Source organism: Trueperaceae bacterium, assembly GCA_002707365.1.
GTDB lineage: Bacteria > Deinococcota > Deinococci > Deinococcales > Trueperaceae > UBA6957.
The window spans coordinates 59,452-75,881 of record PAMQ01000012.1 but is presented as its reverse complement, the minus strand read 5'-3'; the positions used below and the strand labels follow the sequence as shown (position 1 = coordinate 75,881).

Sequence of the window (16,430 nt, the reverse complement as noted above, 5' to 3'; positions counted from 1 at the left end):
TGAAGACTGTTTAGTCTATAGTTAAATCCAAACGGATACGGCACTTGTTTCTATGCGTGAGTTGAACTTGGCTCGCTTTCTTCTAAATCCGGTACGGGGTCAGTGGTTATTGGAGCCCCGGAATTTAACAACACCAAATCTAATACTTCCCCAAAGGCCTCCACTGTAGTTATTGTAAGGTCTTTAAGAATCGGCTCCGGAACGTCCTCAAGATTAGGCCGATTAGCTTCAGGAATTATTACGTGATTAATGCCGGCTTGATGGGCTGCAAGGAGTTTTTCTTTTATGCCACCAATGGGAAGGACGCGTCCTGATAGGGTTATTTCACCGGTCATTGCCACATCACCACGTACAAGCCGACGAGTTAAAGAGCTAACCACCGCGGTTGCTATTGCAATACCGGCGCTGGGACCGTCTTTGGGAGTCGCTCCCTCAAGTACATGTACGTGGAGATCTTTTGTTTCATGAAAATCAGCAGAAAGTTGAAAATCTAGACTTCGATCACGCAGATAAGCAATTCCAGCGTAGGCACTTTCCTTCATTATGTCTCCAAGTTGCCCAGTGAGGTGAACTTTTCCTTTGCCTGGTACAGATACCACTTCTATATCTAGAGTAACTCCCCCTACAGAAGTCCACGCTAAGCCGTGGCTAAGACCCACTTGTGGTTCGGTTTTAATTTTTGCTTCTGGATAAGGTGCCACCCCCAGGATAGCTCTAATTAGATCAATTCCGATTGACTCGGTGCCTTTCCAAGAATTCGTCAAATACGACTTTGCGGTCTTACGGGAGGCCTTAGCAAGTAAACGATCCATATTCCTTACACCCGCCTCCCGAGTGTATTCTGTAATTATCGTCCGAATAGCAGCATCTTCAAAGGTAATTTTGTCGGTAAGGCCATGAGATTGAATTTGCCTAGGAATATGGTAACGCTTCGCTATTTCAAGCTTTTCGTCTAATGTATAACCAGCAATCGTAATGACCTCCATTCTATCCAATAATGGTTTTGGAATGGCGGTCAAGGTATTGGCGGTAGTGATGAACATTACCTGCGAAAGGTCGTAATCAATTTCTAAGTAATGGTCTATAAAAGCATTGTTTTGTTCGGGATCAAGTACCTCGAGAAGGGCAGCAGCTGGGTCTCCGCGAAAATCTGCTGCCATTTTATCGATTTCGTCTAATAGGAACACTGGATTTCTCTTTCCGGCAGTTTTCATTCCCTGTAGGATCCGGCCGGGAAGAGATCCTATGTAAGTACGGCGATGGCCTCGGATTTCCGCCTCATCTCTGACTCCGCCTAAGCTCATCCGAACGAACTTTCGATTGAGGCTTCGGGCGACTGATTTTCCAAGACTGGTTTTACCAACCCCAGGAGGGCCTACTAAACATATCAGTGGCGCCGAGTATTCGGTTTCGGGGCTATCTTTGGTCAATTGCCTGACCGCTAAAAACTCTAAGATGCGGTCCTTTGGTTCATCCAGGGCGTAGTGATCCTCGTCAAGGATTTGTTCTGTATGAGCTATATCAAGCGTCTCTGCATCCTCTTCGCTCCAAGGCAGATCAAGAATTGTGTCGAGATAAGTGCGGACGACGGTAGCCTCAGGCGAACCGTTAGGCATTTTCTCGAGGCGGGAAATTTCTTTTAACGCCCTCTCCTCAGCATGCTTAGGTAATTGTTTCTTACTCACTTTAGCTTTCAGGTCGTCAATTTCAGATTCCTCATCGCCACCAAGTTCGCGGTTAATTGCTTTTAACTGCTCTCGCAAAAAATATTCCCGCTGGTTAGAATCCATCTGTTGTTTAACCCGGGCACTGATTTGTTTCTCTGTATCGAAACGGTCTAGGTCTCTGGAAAGGAATGCGTAGACAAGTTCAAGTCGCTTAAAAGCACGCGGTTCTTCCAGGATTTGTTGCTTTTCAACAACTTCCCAACTAGCATATTTTGATACAACGTCAGCCAAAGCCCCAGGATCTTTGAGGTTCCGAAGGTTCTCTAAGTGGAAGGAATCCAAACGAAGATTTTTATTCTGTTGGGCATAATCTGAAAAAGCACTTTTCGTTTCATCCATTAGGACGTCACGAGTTTGTTCGTCGGCATCAGAAGGAATTTCTTGAATCGTATTAAGTCTCGCCCGAAGAACCATTCCCGGCAAATATTCAATAACTCGAGCACGTTCTTTTGCTTCGACTAAAACCTGAAGGGTGTCATCAGGCAATTTTATTACCTGCTTGATAACACAAAGAGTCCCAACCTCAAAAAGATCGCTACTATCAGGGTCATCGTTTCGCGAATCTTTCTGTACGATTAGTAGTACTCTATTGTCGCCTTCCTGTGCTTCTTCTAGTGCTCGTTTTGATTTAGGTCGGCCGACATCGATGTTTTCTAAAGTACGTGGTAGTACCACCTGACTGCGAAGTGCGATTACCGGGAGTTCCCAATCCATAAACTAAGGTACACATATAATTGGCTTTCTGTCAGTAAGATGGCTAACTGCGCGGTACGAGAGTCGGTTGGCAGCTAGCCTAGCGGTAGACATCGAATAACGGTATTCGTTCCCCATATTCTGGGATTGTTACTTTCCGACCATCATTTCTTAAGAAACTTGCAAACTCATTCATCGCTTCATTTTCTCCATGTACTAGGTGGATATGTGCTGGGCCGACCCCACCGAGCCAGGTAAGAATATCATCCTTGTCGGCGTGGGCAGAAAAACCACCTATAGTGTGTACTGACGCCCTAACAATAATTTCCTCACCGAAAATACGTATCGTTTTAGCGCCATCGACCAGGCGACGACCGAGAGAGCCTTTAGCCTGATAACCGACTACTACCAAACTAGATTGGGGTTTCCAAAGATTGTGTTTAAGGTGATGGACAATTCGCCCACCAGACATCATTCCAGAACCAGCAATGATAATAGCGCTTCCTTTAATCTTATTGAGGGCTTTCGAAGCATCGGTTTCTACCGTATAAGATAAACTTGAGGGTTCAAAAGGATCTTCGCCAGATGCAAGACGAGTCGCAACCTCGGGTCGGAATTCGTTCGCACAGGTTTGGTATAACCGAGTCATCTTCGTGGCCATTGGCGAATCTAGAAATATCGGGATTTGTGGCGCTGCTTCATTGTCCGTAAAGTTCTTCAGCTGTAACAAGACACCTTGAGTTCTCTCCAATGAAAAACTTGGAATCATAACGATCCCACCAAGTCGCACAGCTCGGTCGACAATTAATTGAAATTCATTGCGTGTCGCATCCCGGCTTCTATGGGTTCGGTTAGCATACGTTGTTTCTACGATGACGGCGTCGCACTTCGGGGGAATCGTGGCGGGAGCCTGTAGACTGCTTTCGCGATTACCTAAGTCCCCCGAAAGAATAATGCGTCGGTCGTTTATGTCGAACTGTATCCAGGCGCTCCCGAGTATGTGGCCAGAACTATGAAATGTGACTTGAAGATTCGTCCCTATGTTAAAAGGCTTGCCAAAGTCTACAGGTTGGGCGAAAAGGGATAGGGCGTGATTCACGTCATTTTCGTCGTAAAGAGGCGATTCTACTGTCTGTTCACGACCTGAGCGCCGAGCTTTCCGAAAGCTTCTCTTGTAATCTTCTAATTGTATTCGAGCTGCATCTCGAAGGATTATTTCTACGATTTGCCTTGTTGCGTGGGTGGCAAAGATTGGTCCTGAGAAACCATCTCTGACCAATTTTGGAAGCCTCCCAACATGATCTAGATGACCATGTGTGATGCATACGGCGTCGAGAGAGCTTGGGGAAAATGGGAAGGCAGTTGAATTTCGTTTCTCGACAGACTTAGGTCCCTGGAAAAGACCACAATCCACCAAGATTTGGGTCGTTTGGAAATCTAGGAGATGGCAACTTCCGGTAACCATTTCGGCTGCACCAGCACTCATTAGGTACATAAACATTTCTATTGTAATCCATGGTGGTAGTTAGAGGGGACCCTTTCGAAGTTTGGCTACAAAAAACCCATCCACGCCGTTTGTAGGAACAATATAAGTTCCCTCCCGATATACTAAATTCCGTAATTTTTGGGGGGGTAGCGACTTGTCTACACAGAAATTTGTCTTTTCTGCAAGAAAGTTTGAGATTACCCCGATACCTTCGTCTGGAGTTAGGCTGCACACCGAATAGACCAAGGTACCTCCAGGTAGCGTGAGTTCTGACGCTCTATCAAGGAGCAATGCTTGTAGTTCGGCCAAGGAGGAAACTTGTTTCGAATTGAGTCGCAATTTTATCTCCGGGTTTCCTCGCAGGGTACCGGTACCAGAGCAGGGGGCATCAAGGAGAACTTTAGCCGCGGGCTTGAGGTCTGGCTGATTAGAAAGATCAGCTATATGTTGATCTGCGTTAAGTCCCATTCGCAACAAATTGTCTCTAGCGCGTGAAAGTTTAGAACTACTTTTATCTACGCTTACGACTTGAGCACCGAGAGTCGCTAGGTGAGCTGCTTTGATGCCATTTCCGCTCGCTAAATCAAGAACTAAATCCCCCGGTGTGACATCCAAAGCATGAACAGGATATCTAGAACTCGGGTTTTGGGGTTGAACTAAACCCTCACGGTACGCCAGGAGTTTGTAAAGAGGAAGGGGAGAGCGGATGGCTACAGTGTTTGGTAGAGGACCCTCGGTTACTTTGCACCCTTCCTTAAGTAAACTGGGGACAGCTTTAGCGCCAGTTGTTGCAAGCCATAAAGGACCTGGTTTAAGCATGCTGAGAGCTGCATCTTCAGCTGCATCAGGTCCCAACGCACTGATGAACGAATCGGCAAGCCACCCTGGCAAACTCCATTTAGTTGGTTGTTCTAGGTTATTAGGCACAGCAACTGAGCGCAACACACCATTCACTAAGCCTGCTAAAGGTGGCGTAAGCCTCTTAATAGTTTGTACCCACTCAAAAACGGCTGCGTGGCGAGGGGTTCCGCGTATTAGTATCTCGTAAGAAGCCATAATTAAACCGCTATATACGATTTTGGGTAGCCGTTTGGGTGCCCGTAGTCTTGGGGTTAAACAGGCCTCGAGATAAATGAAATTCCGTAGCGTCCCGTATAGGAGGTCAGTGATAAAACTTCGGTCTCGACGAACACCTATGTCGCGCAGGTGTTTATTCAACAGTGGAGTGGCGTAAGCTCCTTGGAATACTTGCTCGAAAAGTTTTAACGCGATTAAACGAGTCGGAGTTCCAGATTCACTTTTTGATGTTTTTTCGTGGCGTGGAGTCAATGTGTATCCTCGATAATTTTCCTGGAACATGAAAATGAGTTAAAGGGATCAAGTACAGTAACACGACAGCTATAGCCTTTCCAGAGGAAACTGGCTTGAGATTTTAAGGTGTCGTAATGCGTCCCAAGTAACCGTTTTAGCCCAGAAAAAATTGGTTTCACCTGTGCCAAGCCGTAACAATTAAAGCATATCGCGGAAATCTAACAGTGAACGAGTTTCATTAACAGCTACCTTATTCATAATAGTTAAAAGGAAAACCAAAAAGTCTCTAAACTGAAAAGCAAAACAAAAAATCCAAAACCAGCTTGAATTCGAGGTGAAAATTCAGAGTGATTGCGTTGGGTTAGGCTGAGCAAGGTTCACGCAAAAATAGGCTAAATAGGGTAAAAAACGATACCCATTAGTTGCTTCCGACTAGAACCGCATAACTTCCAATTGGGGTTCCGATACTAACTGAGCTTGACACCGTAGAATAGCACTTCGTATACTCCCAGCCAGTGGTTGGTTCGCAGTATTTACACGGTATTCCTTTAGATCTATTACTATAGGGTAGGGGTTGGCTAGCTTAGGTCAGCGGTATCGACCTTAAGCGTCGACCCCGTCAAGAGAACTTGACGGGGTTTTCGAGTAGTTGGTCAGAAATACGGAGGAGCAAATGAAAGGTTCGACTGCACTACTAAAAGCGCTTGAACAGCAAGGCGTTGAAGTGATTTTCGGCCATCCTGGCGGCGCTATTTTGCCAATTTACGATGCTCTTTACGACGAAACATTAAAGCACGTACTCGTGCGCCACGAACAAGCCGGAGCTCATGCCGCTGACGCCTATTACCGTGCTAGCGGTAAAGTGGGCGTCGTATTTGCTACTAGCGGACCCGGCGCTTGCAATTTAGTGACTGGATTGGCTACGGCCCATATGGACTCATCTGCAGTCGTAGCGGTCACAGGGAATGTTCCCTTGCCGCTTATAGGTACGGATGCGTTTCAAGAAGCCGATGTTTACGGGATTACTGGACCAGTAACCAAACACAATTATCTCATCAAGGACGTTAACGAAATTCCACAAGTCGTCGCCGAAGCTTTTTATATTGCAAGTACTGGCAGGCCGGGACCAGTACTTATTGATATCCCTAAAGACGTTCAACTTGCAGAATTTACCGGAAGTTTTGATGTTGAAATAGAACTTCCTGGCTATAAACCGACAGTTGCTGGGCACTCTGGACAAATCAAAAAGGCTGCCCAGGCAATACGTAGCGCCAAAAAACCAATCATGATGGTCGGCGGAGGCGGTCAGACCGGCTATGAACAAGTCATAGAGTTTGCTGAAAAGACAGGTATACCAGTCATCACTACCCTCATGGGTATAGGCGCCTATCCATCCGGGGCGAGTCAAGCTCTAGGCATGCCAGGCATGCACGGCACGGTCACCGCGAATAGGGCTATAACTCATTGCGATTTGATTCTTGGGGCCGGGTTAAGGTTTGATGACCGGGTAACTGGAAAAATTAGCCGGTTTGCACCGAACGCAACAATTGTACATATCGATATTGATCCTGCCGAAATCTCGAAGTTGGTCAAAGCCCATGTTCCAGTCGTGGGCGATCTTAGAGAAGTATTACCACGTTTAGGAGAGTTAGTCGATTGGTTGGAAATAGAAGAGTGGTGGCAAACCCTTGCCGAGTGGAAAGGGCGCTACCCTGAAAGGTTTAAGCAAGACAAGCCACTTGTTTCTCAAGAGGTTATTCAAATGTTTCGGGAAGCTACGGGAGGGGATTGCGTTGTTACTACTGAAGTCGGTCAGCATCAGATGTTCGCAGCTCGATTATTCCCAACTAATAGGCCAAGAACCTGGATTACGTCGGGTGGGTTAGGTACCATGGGGTTTGGCTTACCCGCAGCTATAGGTGCGTCTTTCGCTAGGCCTAATGAGGTAGTGGTTTGCATAGCAGGGGACGGTAGCGTCCAAATGAATATTCAGGAGCTTGCAACAATATTCAAACACCAATTACCAATCGTAATTGCGATTTGCAATAACGGGATGCTCGGAATGGTGAGACAGTGGCAAGAGATGTTTAGCGCTCAACGCTATAGTGAAGTGTATTTAGCTGATTCTAATCCCGATTTCGCTAAGCTTGCCGAAGCCTACGGAATCGATGGGTACAACATTTTCGATCGGGAAACCGCTGCGGAAATTGTTCCCCAGGTGTTAGCAAAGGGAAAACCTGCTGTGATGAATTTCGTAGTCTATGAGTCAGAAAAAGTTTTCCCGATGGTTCCTATGGGCGCAGGGGTAGACGAAATGATTATTGGTGATCAGGAACCAGAGGAAAGTCCAGTTGAAAGTAAAAAGGTTAAAAGTTGATGAACCAGCACATCATGAGTGTAACTGTACGCGACAAACCAGGCGTGCTTGTCAGGATTGCCGGGTTGTTCGCACGTCGCGGCTTTAATATTGAGTCCCTTTCGGTTGCTCAATCTAGTCGACCGGGACTGAGCCGGACTACATTCGTGATAAGTAGTCAAGATGAGTCGATTGAACAGGTTGAGAAGCAGCTTCAAAAACTTATTGATGTAGTGAAAGTCATCGACCACACTGAATCAAACTATGTCGATCGGGAATTGATGTTGATTAAAGTAAGAGTAGATACCCCCGACGATCGCGTGGAAATACGGCAGATAGCCCAAGATTTCCGAGCTCGAATTGTCGATGTAGCCCGGGAGGGTTTGGTTTTTGAGGTAACTGGTGACGAAGGTAAGTTGAGAGCCTTCATTGAACAAATGCGCGCGTTCGGTATTATTGAATTGATTAGAACAGGTCGTATCGCTCTTACGCGGAGCGGATCTGATGCTGAAACGAAAATTGATCGGGCCCAAGCGCCCTAACTCGGAGGAATGGCTTAGAATGGCTACAATTTACTACGATAGTGACGCGAACTTAGAGCATCTTAAAGATCAAACCATTGCAGTAATTGGTTACGGGTCTCAAGGACACGCCCATGCACTCAATGCCAAAGATTCAGGATTGGAAGTAATAGTTGGCTTAAGAAAAGGATCAAATTCCTGGGATGAGGCTGAATCTAAAGGCCTAAAAGTTGTAGAAGTAGCTGAGGCAGCTCGCCTTGGTGACCTAGTTATGGTGTTGCTACCAGACGAGGTCCAGAGGTCAGTGTATGAGACAGAAATAGAACCTCATTTGGAAGATGGTAATGCTCTGCTATTCGCCCATGGATTCAATGTACACTTCGGACAAATCAATGCTCCAGAGGGTGTCGACGTGTTCATGATCGCTCCTAAAGGCCCTGGACACCTCGTGCGTCGTGTATTCACCGAAGGTGCCGGTGTGCCCTGTCTGCTAGCCATTCAGCAGGATCCGTCGTCTACTGCCCATCAAAGGGCACTTGCCTACGCAAAGGCTATCGGAGGTACTCGGGGCGGAGTTATTGAAACAACATTCAAAGAGGAAACCGAGACTGATCTTTTCGGAGAGCAGGCGGTCCTGTGCGGTGGGGTCACTGCACTCATGAAATCAGGTTTCGATACGTTAGTAGCCGCAGGTTACCAACCTGAAGTTGCATATTTTGAGTGTGTTCACGAAATGAAACTTATCGTTGACCTCATCTATGAAGGCGGGCTAGAAAAAATGCGGTTTTCCGTATCGAATACCGCAGAATACGGCGATTACGTAACAGGGTCCCGTGTCGTCACGGAACAAACACAGGCAGAAATGAAACGCATATTACAAGACGTACAGGCCGGTGTATTTGCGAAGGATTATCTGACCGATTTTCAGGTTGGTCAACCGCGGTTAAAAATGGGTAGGCGCAATACTGAGGAATCCTTATTAAGTAAGGTGGGTAAGCGACTGCGTCGTATGATGCCCTTTATCGGTGATTAAGGGACTCCCAATACTCGGAGGCATGCATGATGAGGGGACGCTAGCATGACCTATATCAGGATTTTTGACACAACTCTGCGCGATGGTGAACAAACCCCGGGAGTCGCTCTAAACACCGAACAAAAGATTGCGATTGCTAAGCAATTAGCCAAACTCGGGGTTGATATTATCGAAGCTGGGTTTCCCATCGCAAGCGAAGGAGATTTCGAAGCTGTTCACCGGATAGCCAGTGAGGTGCAAGGCCCAGTGATATGTGGTCTAGCACGAACGGCTAATGAGGATATAGAAAGGGCCGCTGAGGCTCTTAAGCCAGCACCTAAGCGCAGAATTCATGTGTTTACTTCCGGCTCCAAGATCCACTTGGAACACATGCTTCGGAAAACCGAGGATGAAGTGTTGGCGACTTCTGTGGATAGTATCCGGCTTGCAAAGCAATACACTGAAGATATCGAATTTTCCGCGCAAGATTGCACGAGAAGCGATAGGCAGTTTTTATACGATCTTTACGGGGCGGCAATCGCTGCGGGTGCAACTACGATCAATATTCCTGATACGGTTGGGTACGGGATGCCACAGGAGTATGCGGCCCTAATAACGGATATCATCAAAAACACACCGGGTGCCGAAAAGGTAGCAATCAGTACCCACTGCCATGATGATTTGGGATTAGCTGTAGCGAATTCACTTGCTGCTGTCGGGAGCGGTGCTAACCAGATAGAATGCACGATCAATGGTATTGGGGAACGTGCCGGCAATACCTCTCTTGAAGAGGTTGTTATGGCGTTAAACACCCGGAGAGATCATTGGGGTCATGAGCACGGGGTAGATACAAAAGAGATATACAGGGCATCAAGAATGGTGTCCATGTATACAGGTACCTTAGTACCGCCTAATAAGGCAATAGTAGGACAAAACGCCTTTTCCCATGAAGCAGGAATTCATCAAGATGGAGTGTTAAAAGCTATAGAGACATATGAAATCATGAGCGCGGAAACGGTCGGTCGGGACCCTGGTGTGCTTGTGATGGGTAAACATTCCGGTAGACGGGCTTTCCGACAGACGCTAATTGATCTAGGGTGCAACTCACTCGAAGACGACGAAATAAATTTGTTGTTTCGGCAGTTCAAGGATCTATGCGATCGAAAGCAAACCGTCACAACTGAAGACATACAAGCTTTGGTTGACGCTGAAACGAGTCGCGTTCCAGAAGCCTACCGGTTGGATGCCGTCCAGTTTCAATCCGGTACCCATATGACGCCCGTAGCGACGGTTCGCATTTCTACCGATACTGGGATATATGAAGAAGCTGGAACTGGCGATGGTCCTGTCGATGCGATTTATCGGGCGATAGAACGAATTGCTCAAGTACCGATTCAGTTAGAAACTTACGAAATACGGAGCGTTGGGAGCGGGAAGGATGCGCTAGGGGAAGTTACAATACGGGTTATCAGCGAAGGGGTTACAGCTCAAGGTCGTGGGCTCTCCACTGATGTGATTGAAGCTTCGGCCCAGGCATACGTTGATGTTCTCAATAAACTCGTGGTGGGGAATAGTCGTTCGTTGAAAAGATCTTCTGGGGTTGGGACACCTTAATTTACATCTGTTTTTCGGGAAGTATAATGTGATCGAAATTTATGATACGACGCTTAGGGATGGTACGCAGGGTCAAGGGATTGCGTTTACTAGTGCTGACAAAATTGCAATTGCCCAACGGCTGGATGCCTTCGGAGTAGATTTTATCGAAGGCGGGTGGCCAGGGTCGAACCCCAAAGATATGACGTTTTTCGAGGCTATGAAAGATGTCCCTATCGAGCGTGCGCGCCTTACGGCTTTTGGTTCGACTAGCCGGAAGGGCATTCCTCCTGAGGAGGATTCCAACCTACAAGCTCTTTTAGAAGCAGGTACCCCTTTCGTGACCATTTTTGGTAAATCGTGGACTCTTCACGTTACGGAAGCGCTTCAGACGACTCTTGATCAGAACCTGGATATGATTCGTAAATCGGTTGCTTTTATGGTTGATCAAGGGAGAGAAGTCATTTATGACGCGGAACACTATTTTGATGGGTGGCGGGCGGATTCCGAATATGCAGATCAAACCCTAGAGGCAGCCGTGGAAGCCGGTGCGAGACGCCTCGTATTATGCGATACAAATGGGGGTTGTTTACCTTCTTTCATCGAGAGTAAGGTGCGGAGAGTAGTTAAACGTTTTCCGGCTCTTTCCATAGGAATCCATGCCCATAACGATAGTGAATTGGCTGTAGCTAATTCACTCTGTGCAGTTGAAGCTGGGGCAAACCATATTCAAGGCACTATGAATGGCTACGGCGAAAGATGTGGAAACACTAATCTCATCAGCGTATTGGCGAATCTAGAGCTTAAAATGGGTTTCGAGCAACCCCAAAAACTTAAAAACCTAAGAGAGCTTTCTCGGTACATCGATGAAAGGGCCAACTTGCCCCCTAGTGCGCGGGCTCCTTATGTAGGAGATGCAGCATTCGCCCACAAGGGAGGGGTTCATGTTTCGGCGATAAATAAGAGACCCGAGACCTATGAACATGTTGACCCGGGCTTAGTTGGAAATATGCGGCGGGTGTTGGTATCGGACCTTTCGGGGCGCGCTAATGTTGTGGCCAAAGCCTCTGAATTAGGAGAGCGACCACTTGATGGTGTGGAAGCTACTAAAGTCGTAGAGCGTATGAAGGAACTAGAAAATAGAGGCTATGCGTTTGAAGGAGCTGAAGCTTCGTATCATCTGATGGTCAGAAAAGTGAGGGGAGATCATCTACCGTTTTTTGTCCTTCATGGTTATACAGTAATCATAGATCAGTCGGATATCGATCGCGAACCTCGGTGCGAAGCCAGTATAAGGATTGAGGTGGGTGGCCAAGCGGAACATACTGCGGCAGATGGGGATGGACCTGTAAACGCTCTCGCTCGGGCTCTGGATAAGGCATTGATACCATTTTTCCCTTGTATTTCGGAACTTGAATTGGTTGACTACAAGGTTCGCGTTCTGGCTGGGGCTGAGACTGGTACCGCTAGTGTGGTACGAGTGCTTGTAGAAATGTCGGATGGGGCTCAGCGGTGGACCACCGTTGGGGCAAGCACCTCTATCATTGAGGCTTCGTATGAAGCCCTTATTGACGCTATAGAATACAAACTATTGAATGAGGGAGTCACCCCGCCTATAAATTATTCTCGATAACTTAAATAGGATGCGGGTGAATTATTATGGCAATCGCTACGAACTGAATGTAGTTGATAGGGCTATCCTGATTAAACTGCAAGGACCGATTTAGCAGGTAAATCACATACTCGTAAAAACAGTTAGCAAATGGTCGTTCGGTTAGTTGCCCTAAATTACCGGTTCGAACGATGAAACGGTACCGTCTAAAGAAGCCACATAAACCCGACCCGATGTGATCAATGGGCTTGATTGAATAGGGTTGGCTGATATTTGCTCTGAAAAAAGTGGCGATCCAGTTCGAGCCTCAAATCCAAGGAGCTGCCCCGTTTCGGTAGGTACATACAGGACCCCTCCCGATAGGACTGGGGTAGCCGTAACCGGTCCAGGTAAGGTCGTTTCCCATACGTCCTCCCCGGTGGCTAGGTTTAAACAATGGAGGTCCTTTCCCCAGGAAGCAGAAAAGACTAAACCATTCCACGCTGCTGGAGATGACCATAAAGCCCCCTCGAAGTCATAACTCCAGAGAGTCTCACGGGCGTGTAAATCGAATGCGTGAAGAGCACCATTGGCTTCAGATAAAAGAATGACTCCGCGGTAACCCAAAGGACCAGCTTTCATTGGGCCGACTTCCACTCGGAACACCTCAATTCCGGTATTGGGATTTAAACAATGTAACCACCCATTGCTAGTCGTTATGAAAAGAAAGCCTTCGTGGAAGATTGGAGAATTTAGCGGTACAGAGGGTAACGCTGTTTCCCATAGGGTGTCAGCGGTATTTAAAGAGCACTTAACTGTGCCATCAGATTTAGCGAATATTAGCCGATCACCCAATGGTAGGAGTCCACACGTATTGTCTTCAAACTTTTCTATATAGTTTCCGTCAGGCCAGGAGTGCGTTTGGCACCTACCATCTCTAAGTGGGATGTATAGATTCCCATTATAGAGTTGGGGTGGAAGATAGACTTCGTCAGAGGTGGGAATCGATAAATGTAGTTCCCCGTCAGTCAGCCGTAGTGAAGTCAATTTATCTAGTCGTTGGCCAACTAAAAGATGACCGTTACCTATAGCGAGACCAGAGGGCCATTGTGGACCAGAATCTAACTTAATTGACCAACGCTTAGCTAAGCCTATGCCGACCGGTGGTCCATCGGGGAAATATGCTTGCCTTGATGGGCCACCAAGATATAGTGATGCTGAATCGGTTAAACATTGGCGTCGGATAGCGCGAAGTGCATCAGCAACAACATATGCAGACCCAGGGCGGGCTGATGGGGATTTTTCTAGTAAGTTAGCAATTAGTTGGCTAAGAGACAAAGGGATGGTTGGGTTAACTTCGATTGCGGGTATTAAGTCAGTGTAAACGTGGTGGTAAAGAACGGCTTGGTCGTTATCCGCGTCGAATGGGGTGACTCCCGTAATCATCTTGTATAAAACAGCCCCAAGGGCATATAGGTCGGCCTGAAATCCAGTGGCGGTACCTGTAGCCTGTTCAGGAGCCATGTAGTGGGGGGTGCCTAGGGTGAGGCCAGTTCGCGTTAGGTTTTGACTCGTTTCGGTCAGTAGGACCAATCCAAAATCCATCACTTTCGGTTGTCCTGAGGCGGTTAAAAGTATGTTTCGGGGAGTTAAATCTCGGTGTACCATTCCAAGGCGATGTACGTATCCCAACGTATCGGCTACCTGGATAGCCACCGTTAACAGACCCTCTAGTTTTTCTGGATTGGTTTCTAAAGGACCGAGGTCAGTGATCGGGCCGCCAGTAACCAATTCCATGACAAAAAACACAAGGTCAGATCGGCCTAAATCAAATATACTTACTACTCCAGGATGGTTTAACTGAGCCAGGGCACGTATTTCACGCCTAAACCGACCGCTGTCAGCTTCTGTTAGGTGGGGCCTAAGTACCTTAAGGGCAGCTTCGCGTTCTAATACCTGGTCACGTATTCGAAAGACATGCGCCATCCCGCCCTTACCAAGAAGACCGAGAATTTCGTAACGATCGTTGATGAGATCGCCTGGATTAAACATCTATCCTTCGGGACTTAAGAAGCTTCCTCGTCGATAGTGTTGACAAGGTTAGGTTCCAAGTCTCCTGTTTCAACGGCTCGGTTCAACATTTCAATACCTAGACGGACTACCTCGCTCTTTGAGACCAAGCGCTCGGGATTGGATAATTGGTAAGCAGTTTTCGTGAGCATGGAATCTTGTTCTTCGGTAATAACCACCTGAAGTCGTTTGCTTTTGTCGCGTTTCGGCATATAGAAATTTCTCCTAGAACAAATGTCGGTTGCTATTCTGGACAAAATAGGGACCCGTATCGAATGTAACTTGTGCAATTGACCTAATATTAGCATTAGTCACAACACCGGGACAAACACCTACAAGATTGAGGGGATTGGTGTGAGTACTATGTGTAAAGGGGAAAGGGTGCCATAATGCGCAGGCTTGGTGAAAAATGTGTGCATGTTGATCAGGCTTGCCTTTGGCATAGCGCTAAAGCGTTAAGTGTAATTTAATTTGCTTCCCCTAATCGAGTCAATCTATATGGTTTATGTCGTCAGTCGTGGATTCTGATAAACAATCGAATCAGGCCAATTAACTGGGAACCATGATTCTTAATGAGTGGTGACCAGTAGCACCGTCGGGCAAAGGTTTTCGCCGAGTTGGTGTTTGGATTAAACCTGAACCATCGGTTGCCCTTACTGTGACAGCGTGACGACCTGATTCAGCTTCCCATGCGTAGGTCCAACGTGTCCAAGAATAAGGATCGGATGGGAATTCTAAGTGCGCTTTTTGCCAAAATATTTCGTTGCCTATAGAAACTTCTACGCTCGATATTCCTCTTAAGCCAGCGAAGGCAATTCCACCTATCGCGGCTTGGCCGTTGGGTAATATCGTAGCAGTCTTTGTATCGATCCGGCTCATTGTTTCTACAACAGCCTCATCACTCCAGCCCCTGGTCTGCCAATACCCAAGATAGTCAGTAGAGGCTAAGTTGATAGATTTTACCCATTTCACGTTCTTGATACCGTAAATTCCTGGTATCAAGATCCGGACGGGATAACCATGGTTGCGCGTCAAGGGGTCGCCGTTATGCAGAAAGGCCAGGATGGTTCCGGGGTTTAAAGCCGCGTCCAAGGGAAACGAATCGCTGTAATTATCAGCGGCCCTAGCTACTACTTCGTTAGCGTCATTTTTCACTTCTGCGATTTCGAGAATCGTTGCCAATCTAACCCCCGTCCAAAGGCTGTTTCCTATTAGTGATCCGCCAACCGGATTAGAAATACAGATTAAACCGCTGGGTCGCTCCACTGAAGGGAGAGCTTTAAGATCGTCCAGAGTTAGATCCAAAGAGTTTTTGACCCTTCCAATTACTTTTAGGGTCCAACTATTCTTCGATAGCGACGGATTGAAGATATTTTTCGAAACCTGATAATGGTCTTTTGTGGGAGTTAATCTTTCGGAAAGCCCCTTTACCCCTTTAAGAAAACCATCTGAGAGGGTGTTATCAGCAGAAATCTTCTGTAGGAACGTCAAGCCGGATGCAGAAACAAAAAATGCAAGAAGGCCTAAAGAGGACTTACGGATAGCCTGTCGCCGGTTTGGCCGAAAGGCTTTAGGTTTAAAAAGAAACGCAGGGAAGATGAAAATGAAACCTAATGCACCCGCCCAAAAATGACTTGAGAGCACTGGGAAATAGAGGTTGTTTGGTGACAAACCGAAAAATCCTAATCCCTGGAGCGGCAGTAGCACAAGACCTGTCGTGGAAATAGCAATAGTCGCATAAATTATGGCAGTTCCCAAATAACCGACAAATCGGCACATGGTTTTTTGGAAAAGGCCAATAAAAAAGAAAAATAAAAGGAAAATGAGTACCGCCAGGCCGTAGAGGATGTACTTGGCGGAGCGATCGAGGGAAAAAGGCAGGTTGTGGATTAAGTTAAAAATAAAAGGAATACCCAACAATCTACTAAGTAGACTATAAAGAAAATCTGGTGGTATTGGTGTAGCGAAAAAGAATCTAACAATACCCATCACAGATGCCATTAACAAGCTTGCGGCAAGGCTATATCGGAGGTTTCCAGTAGAAAATAAATGCATTGGACGGTTCTTATT

General features: G+C 46.8%; 11 protein-coding genes. 5 read left to right on the top strand and 6 right to left on the bottom strand.

The genetic code is table 11. The annotated features are described in order from the left end of the window. Positions 1–50 precede the first annotated feature (50 nt). The 3 genes from lon to CMO31_05620 form a co-directional block, all read right to left on the bottom strand. Complete coding sequence (gene lon / locus CMO31_05630; GenBank protein MAZ53478.1) at positions 51–2,441, bottom strand: endopeptidase La; 2,391 nt, start codon at positions 2,439–2,441, stop codon at positions 51–53. 79 nt (positions 2,442–2,520) lie between these two features. After that, a complete protein-coding gene (locus tag CMO31_05625) occupies positions 2,521–3,921 on the bottom strand; it encodes a cleavage protein (GenBank protein MAZ53477.1) in 1,401 nt (466 codons plus the stop codon). 24 nt (positions 3,922–3,945) lie between these two features. Beyond that, a complete protein-coding gene (locus CMO31_05620; GenBank protein MAZ53476.1) occupies positions 3,946–5,265 on the bottom strand; it encodes a tRNA/rRNA cytosine-C5-methylase in 1,320 nt (439 codons plus the stop codon). 625 nt (positions 5,266–5,890) lie between these two features. On the opposite strand from CMO31_05620, the gene ilvB reads away from it, so the two are divergent. Genes ilvB through CMO31_05595 form a run of 5 tightly spaced genes read left to right on the top strand, consistent with a single transcriptional unit; the run spans position 5,891 to position 12,332 of the window. Continuing rightward, positions 5,891–7,594, top strand: coding sequence for an acetolactate synthase, large subunit, biosynthetic type (gene ilvB, locus CMO31_05615; protein ID MAZ53475.1), 1,704 nt, complete (start codon positions 5,891–5,893; stop codon positions 7,592–7,594). Next, a complete protein-coding gene (locus CMO31_05610) occupies positions 7,594–8,115 on the top strand; it encodes an acetolactate synthase small subunit (GenBank protein ID MAZ53474.1) in 522 nt (173 codons plus the stop codon). The genes ilvB and CMO31_05610 overlap by 1 nt, the downstream gene beginning before the upstream one ends. Before the next feature lie 19 nt (positions 8,116–8,134). Beyond that, positions 8,135–9,127 (top strand): ketol-acid reductoisomerase, encoded by a 993-nt coding sequence (locus CMO31_05605; protein ID MAZ53473.1) that lies wholly within the window; start codon positions 8,135–8,137, stop codon positions 9,125–9,127. A 45-nt stretch (positions 9,128–9,172) separates the two neighbouring features. After that, entirely contained in the window at positions 9,173–10,720 is a 1,548-nt protein-coding gene (locus tag CMO31_05600) for a 2-isopropylmalate synthase (GenBank protein MAZ53472.1), read from the top strand. A gap of 28 nt (positions 10,721–10,748) precedes the next feature. Beyond that, the gene (locus CMO31_05595; GenBank protein MAZ53471.1) at positions 10,749–12,332 is read left to right on the top strand and encodes a citramalate synthase; all 1,584 of its coding nucleotides are present in this window, start codon (positions 10,749–10,751) and stop codon (positions 12,330–12,332) included. A 150-nt stretch (positions 12,333–12,482) separates the two neighbouring features. On the opposite strand, the gene CMO31_05590 is transcribed toward CMO31_05595, so the two are convergent. From CMO31_05590 to CMO31_05580, 3 genes are all read right to left on the bottom strand, one after another. Continuing rightward, entirely contained in the window at positions 12,483–14,342 is a 1,860-nt protein-coding gene (locus CMO31_05590) for a serine/threonine protein kinase (protein ID MAZ53470.1), read from the bottom strand. 14 nt (positions 14,343–14,356) lie between these two features. Then, positions 14,357–14,572, bottom strand: a complete 216-nt coding sequence (locus tag CMO31_05585; GenBank protein MAZ53469.1) for a transcriptional regulator — start codon at positions 14,570–14,572, stop codon at positions 14,357–14,359. Positions 14,573–14,909: 337 nt separating this feature from the next. Next, positions 14,910–16,415 (bottom strand): hypothetical protein, encoded by a 1,506-nt coding sequence (locus CMO31_05580; protein MAZ53468.1) that lies wholly within the window; start codon positions 16,413–16,415, stop codon positions 14,910–14,912. Positions 16,416–16,430: the final 15 nt, after the last annotated feature.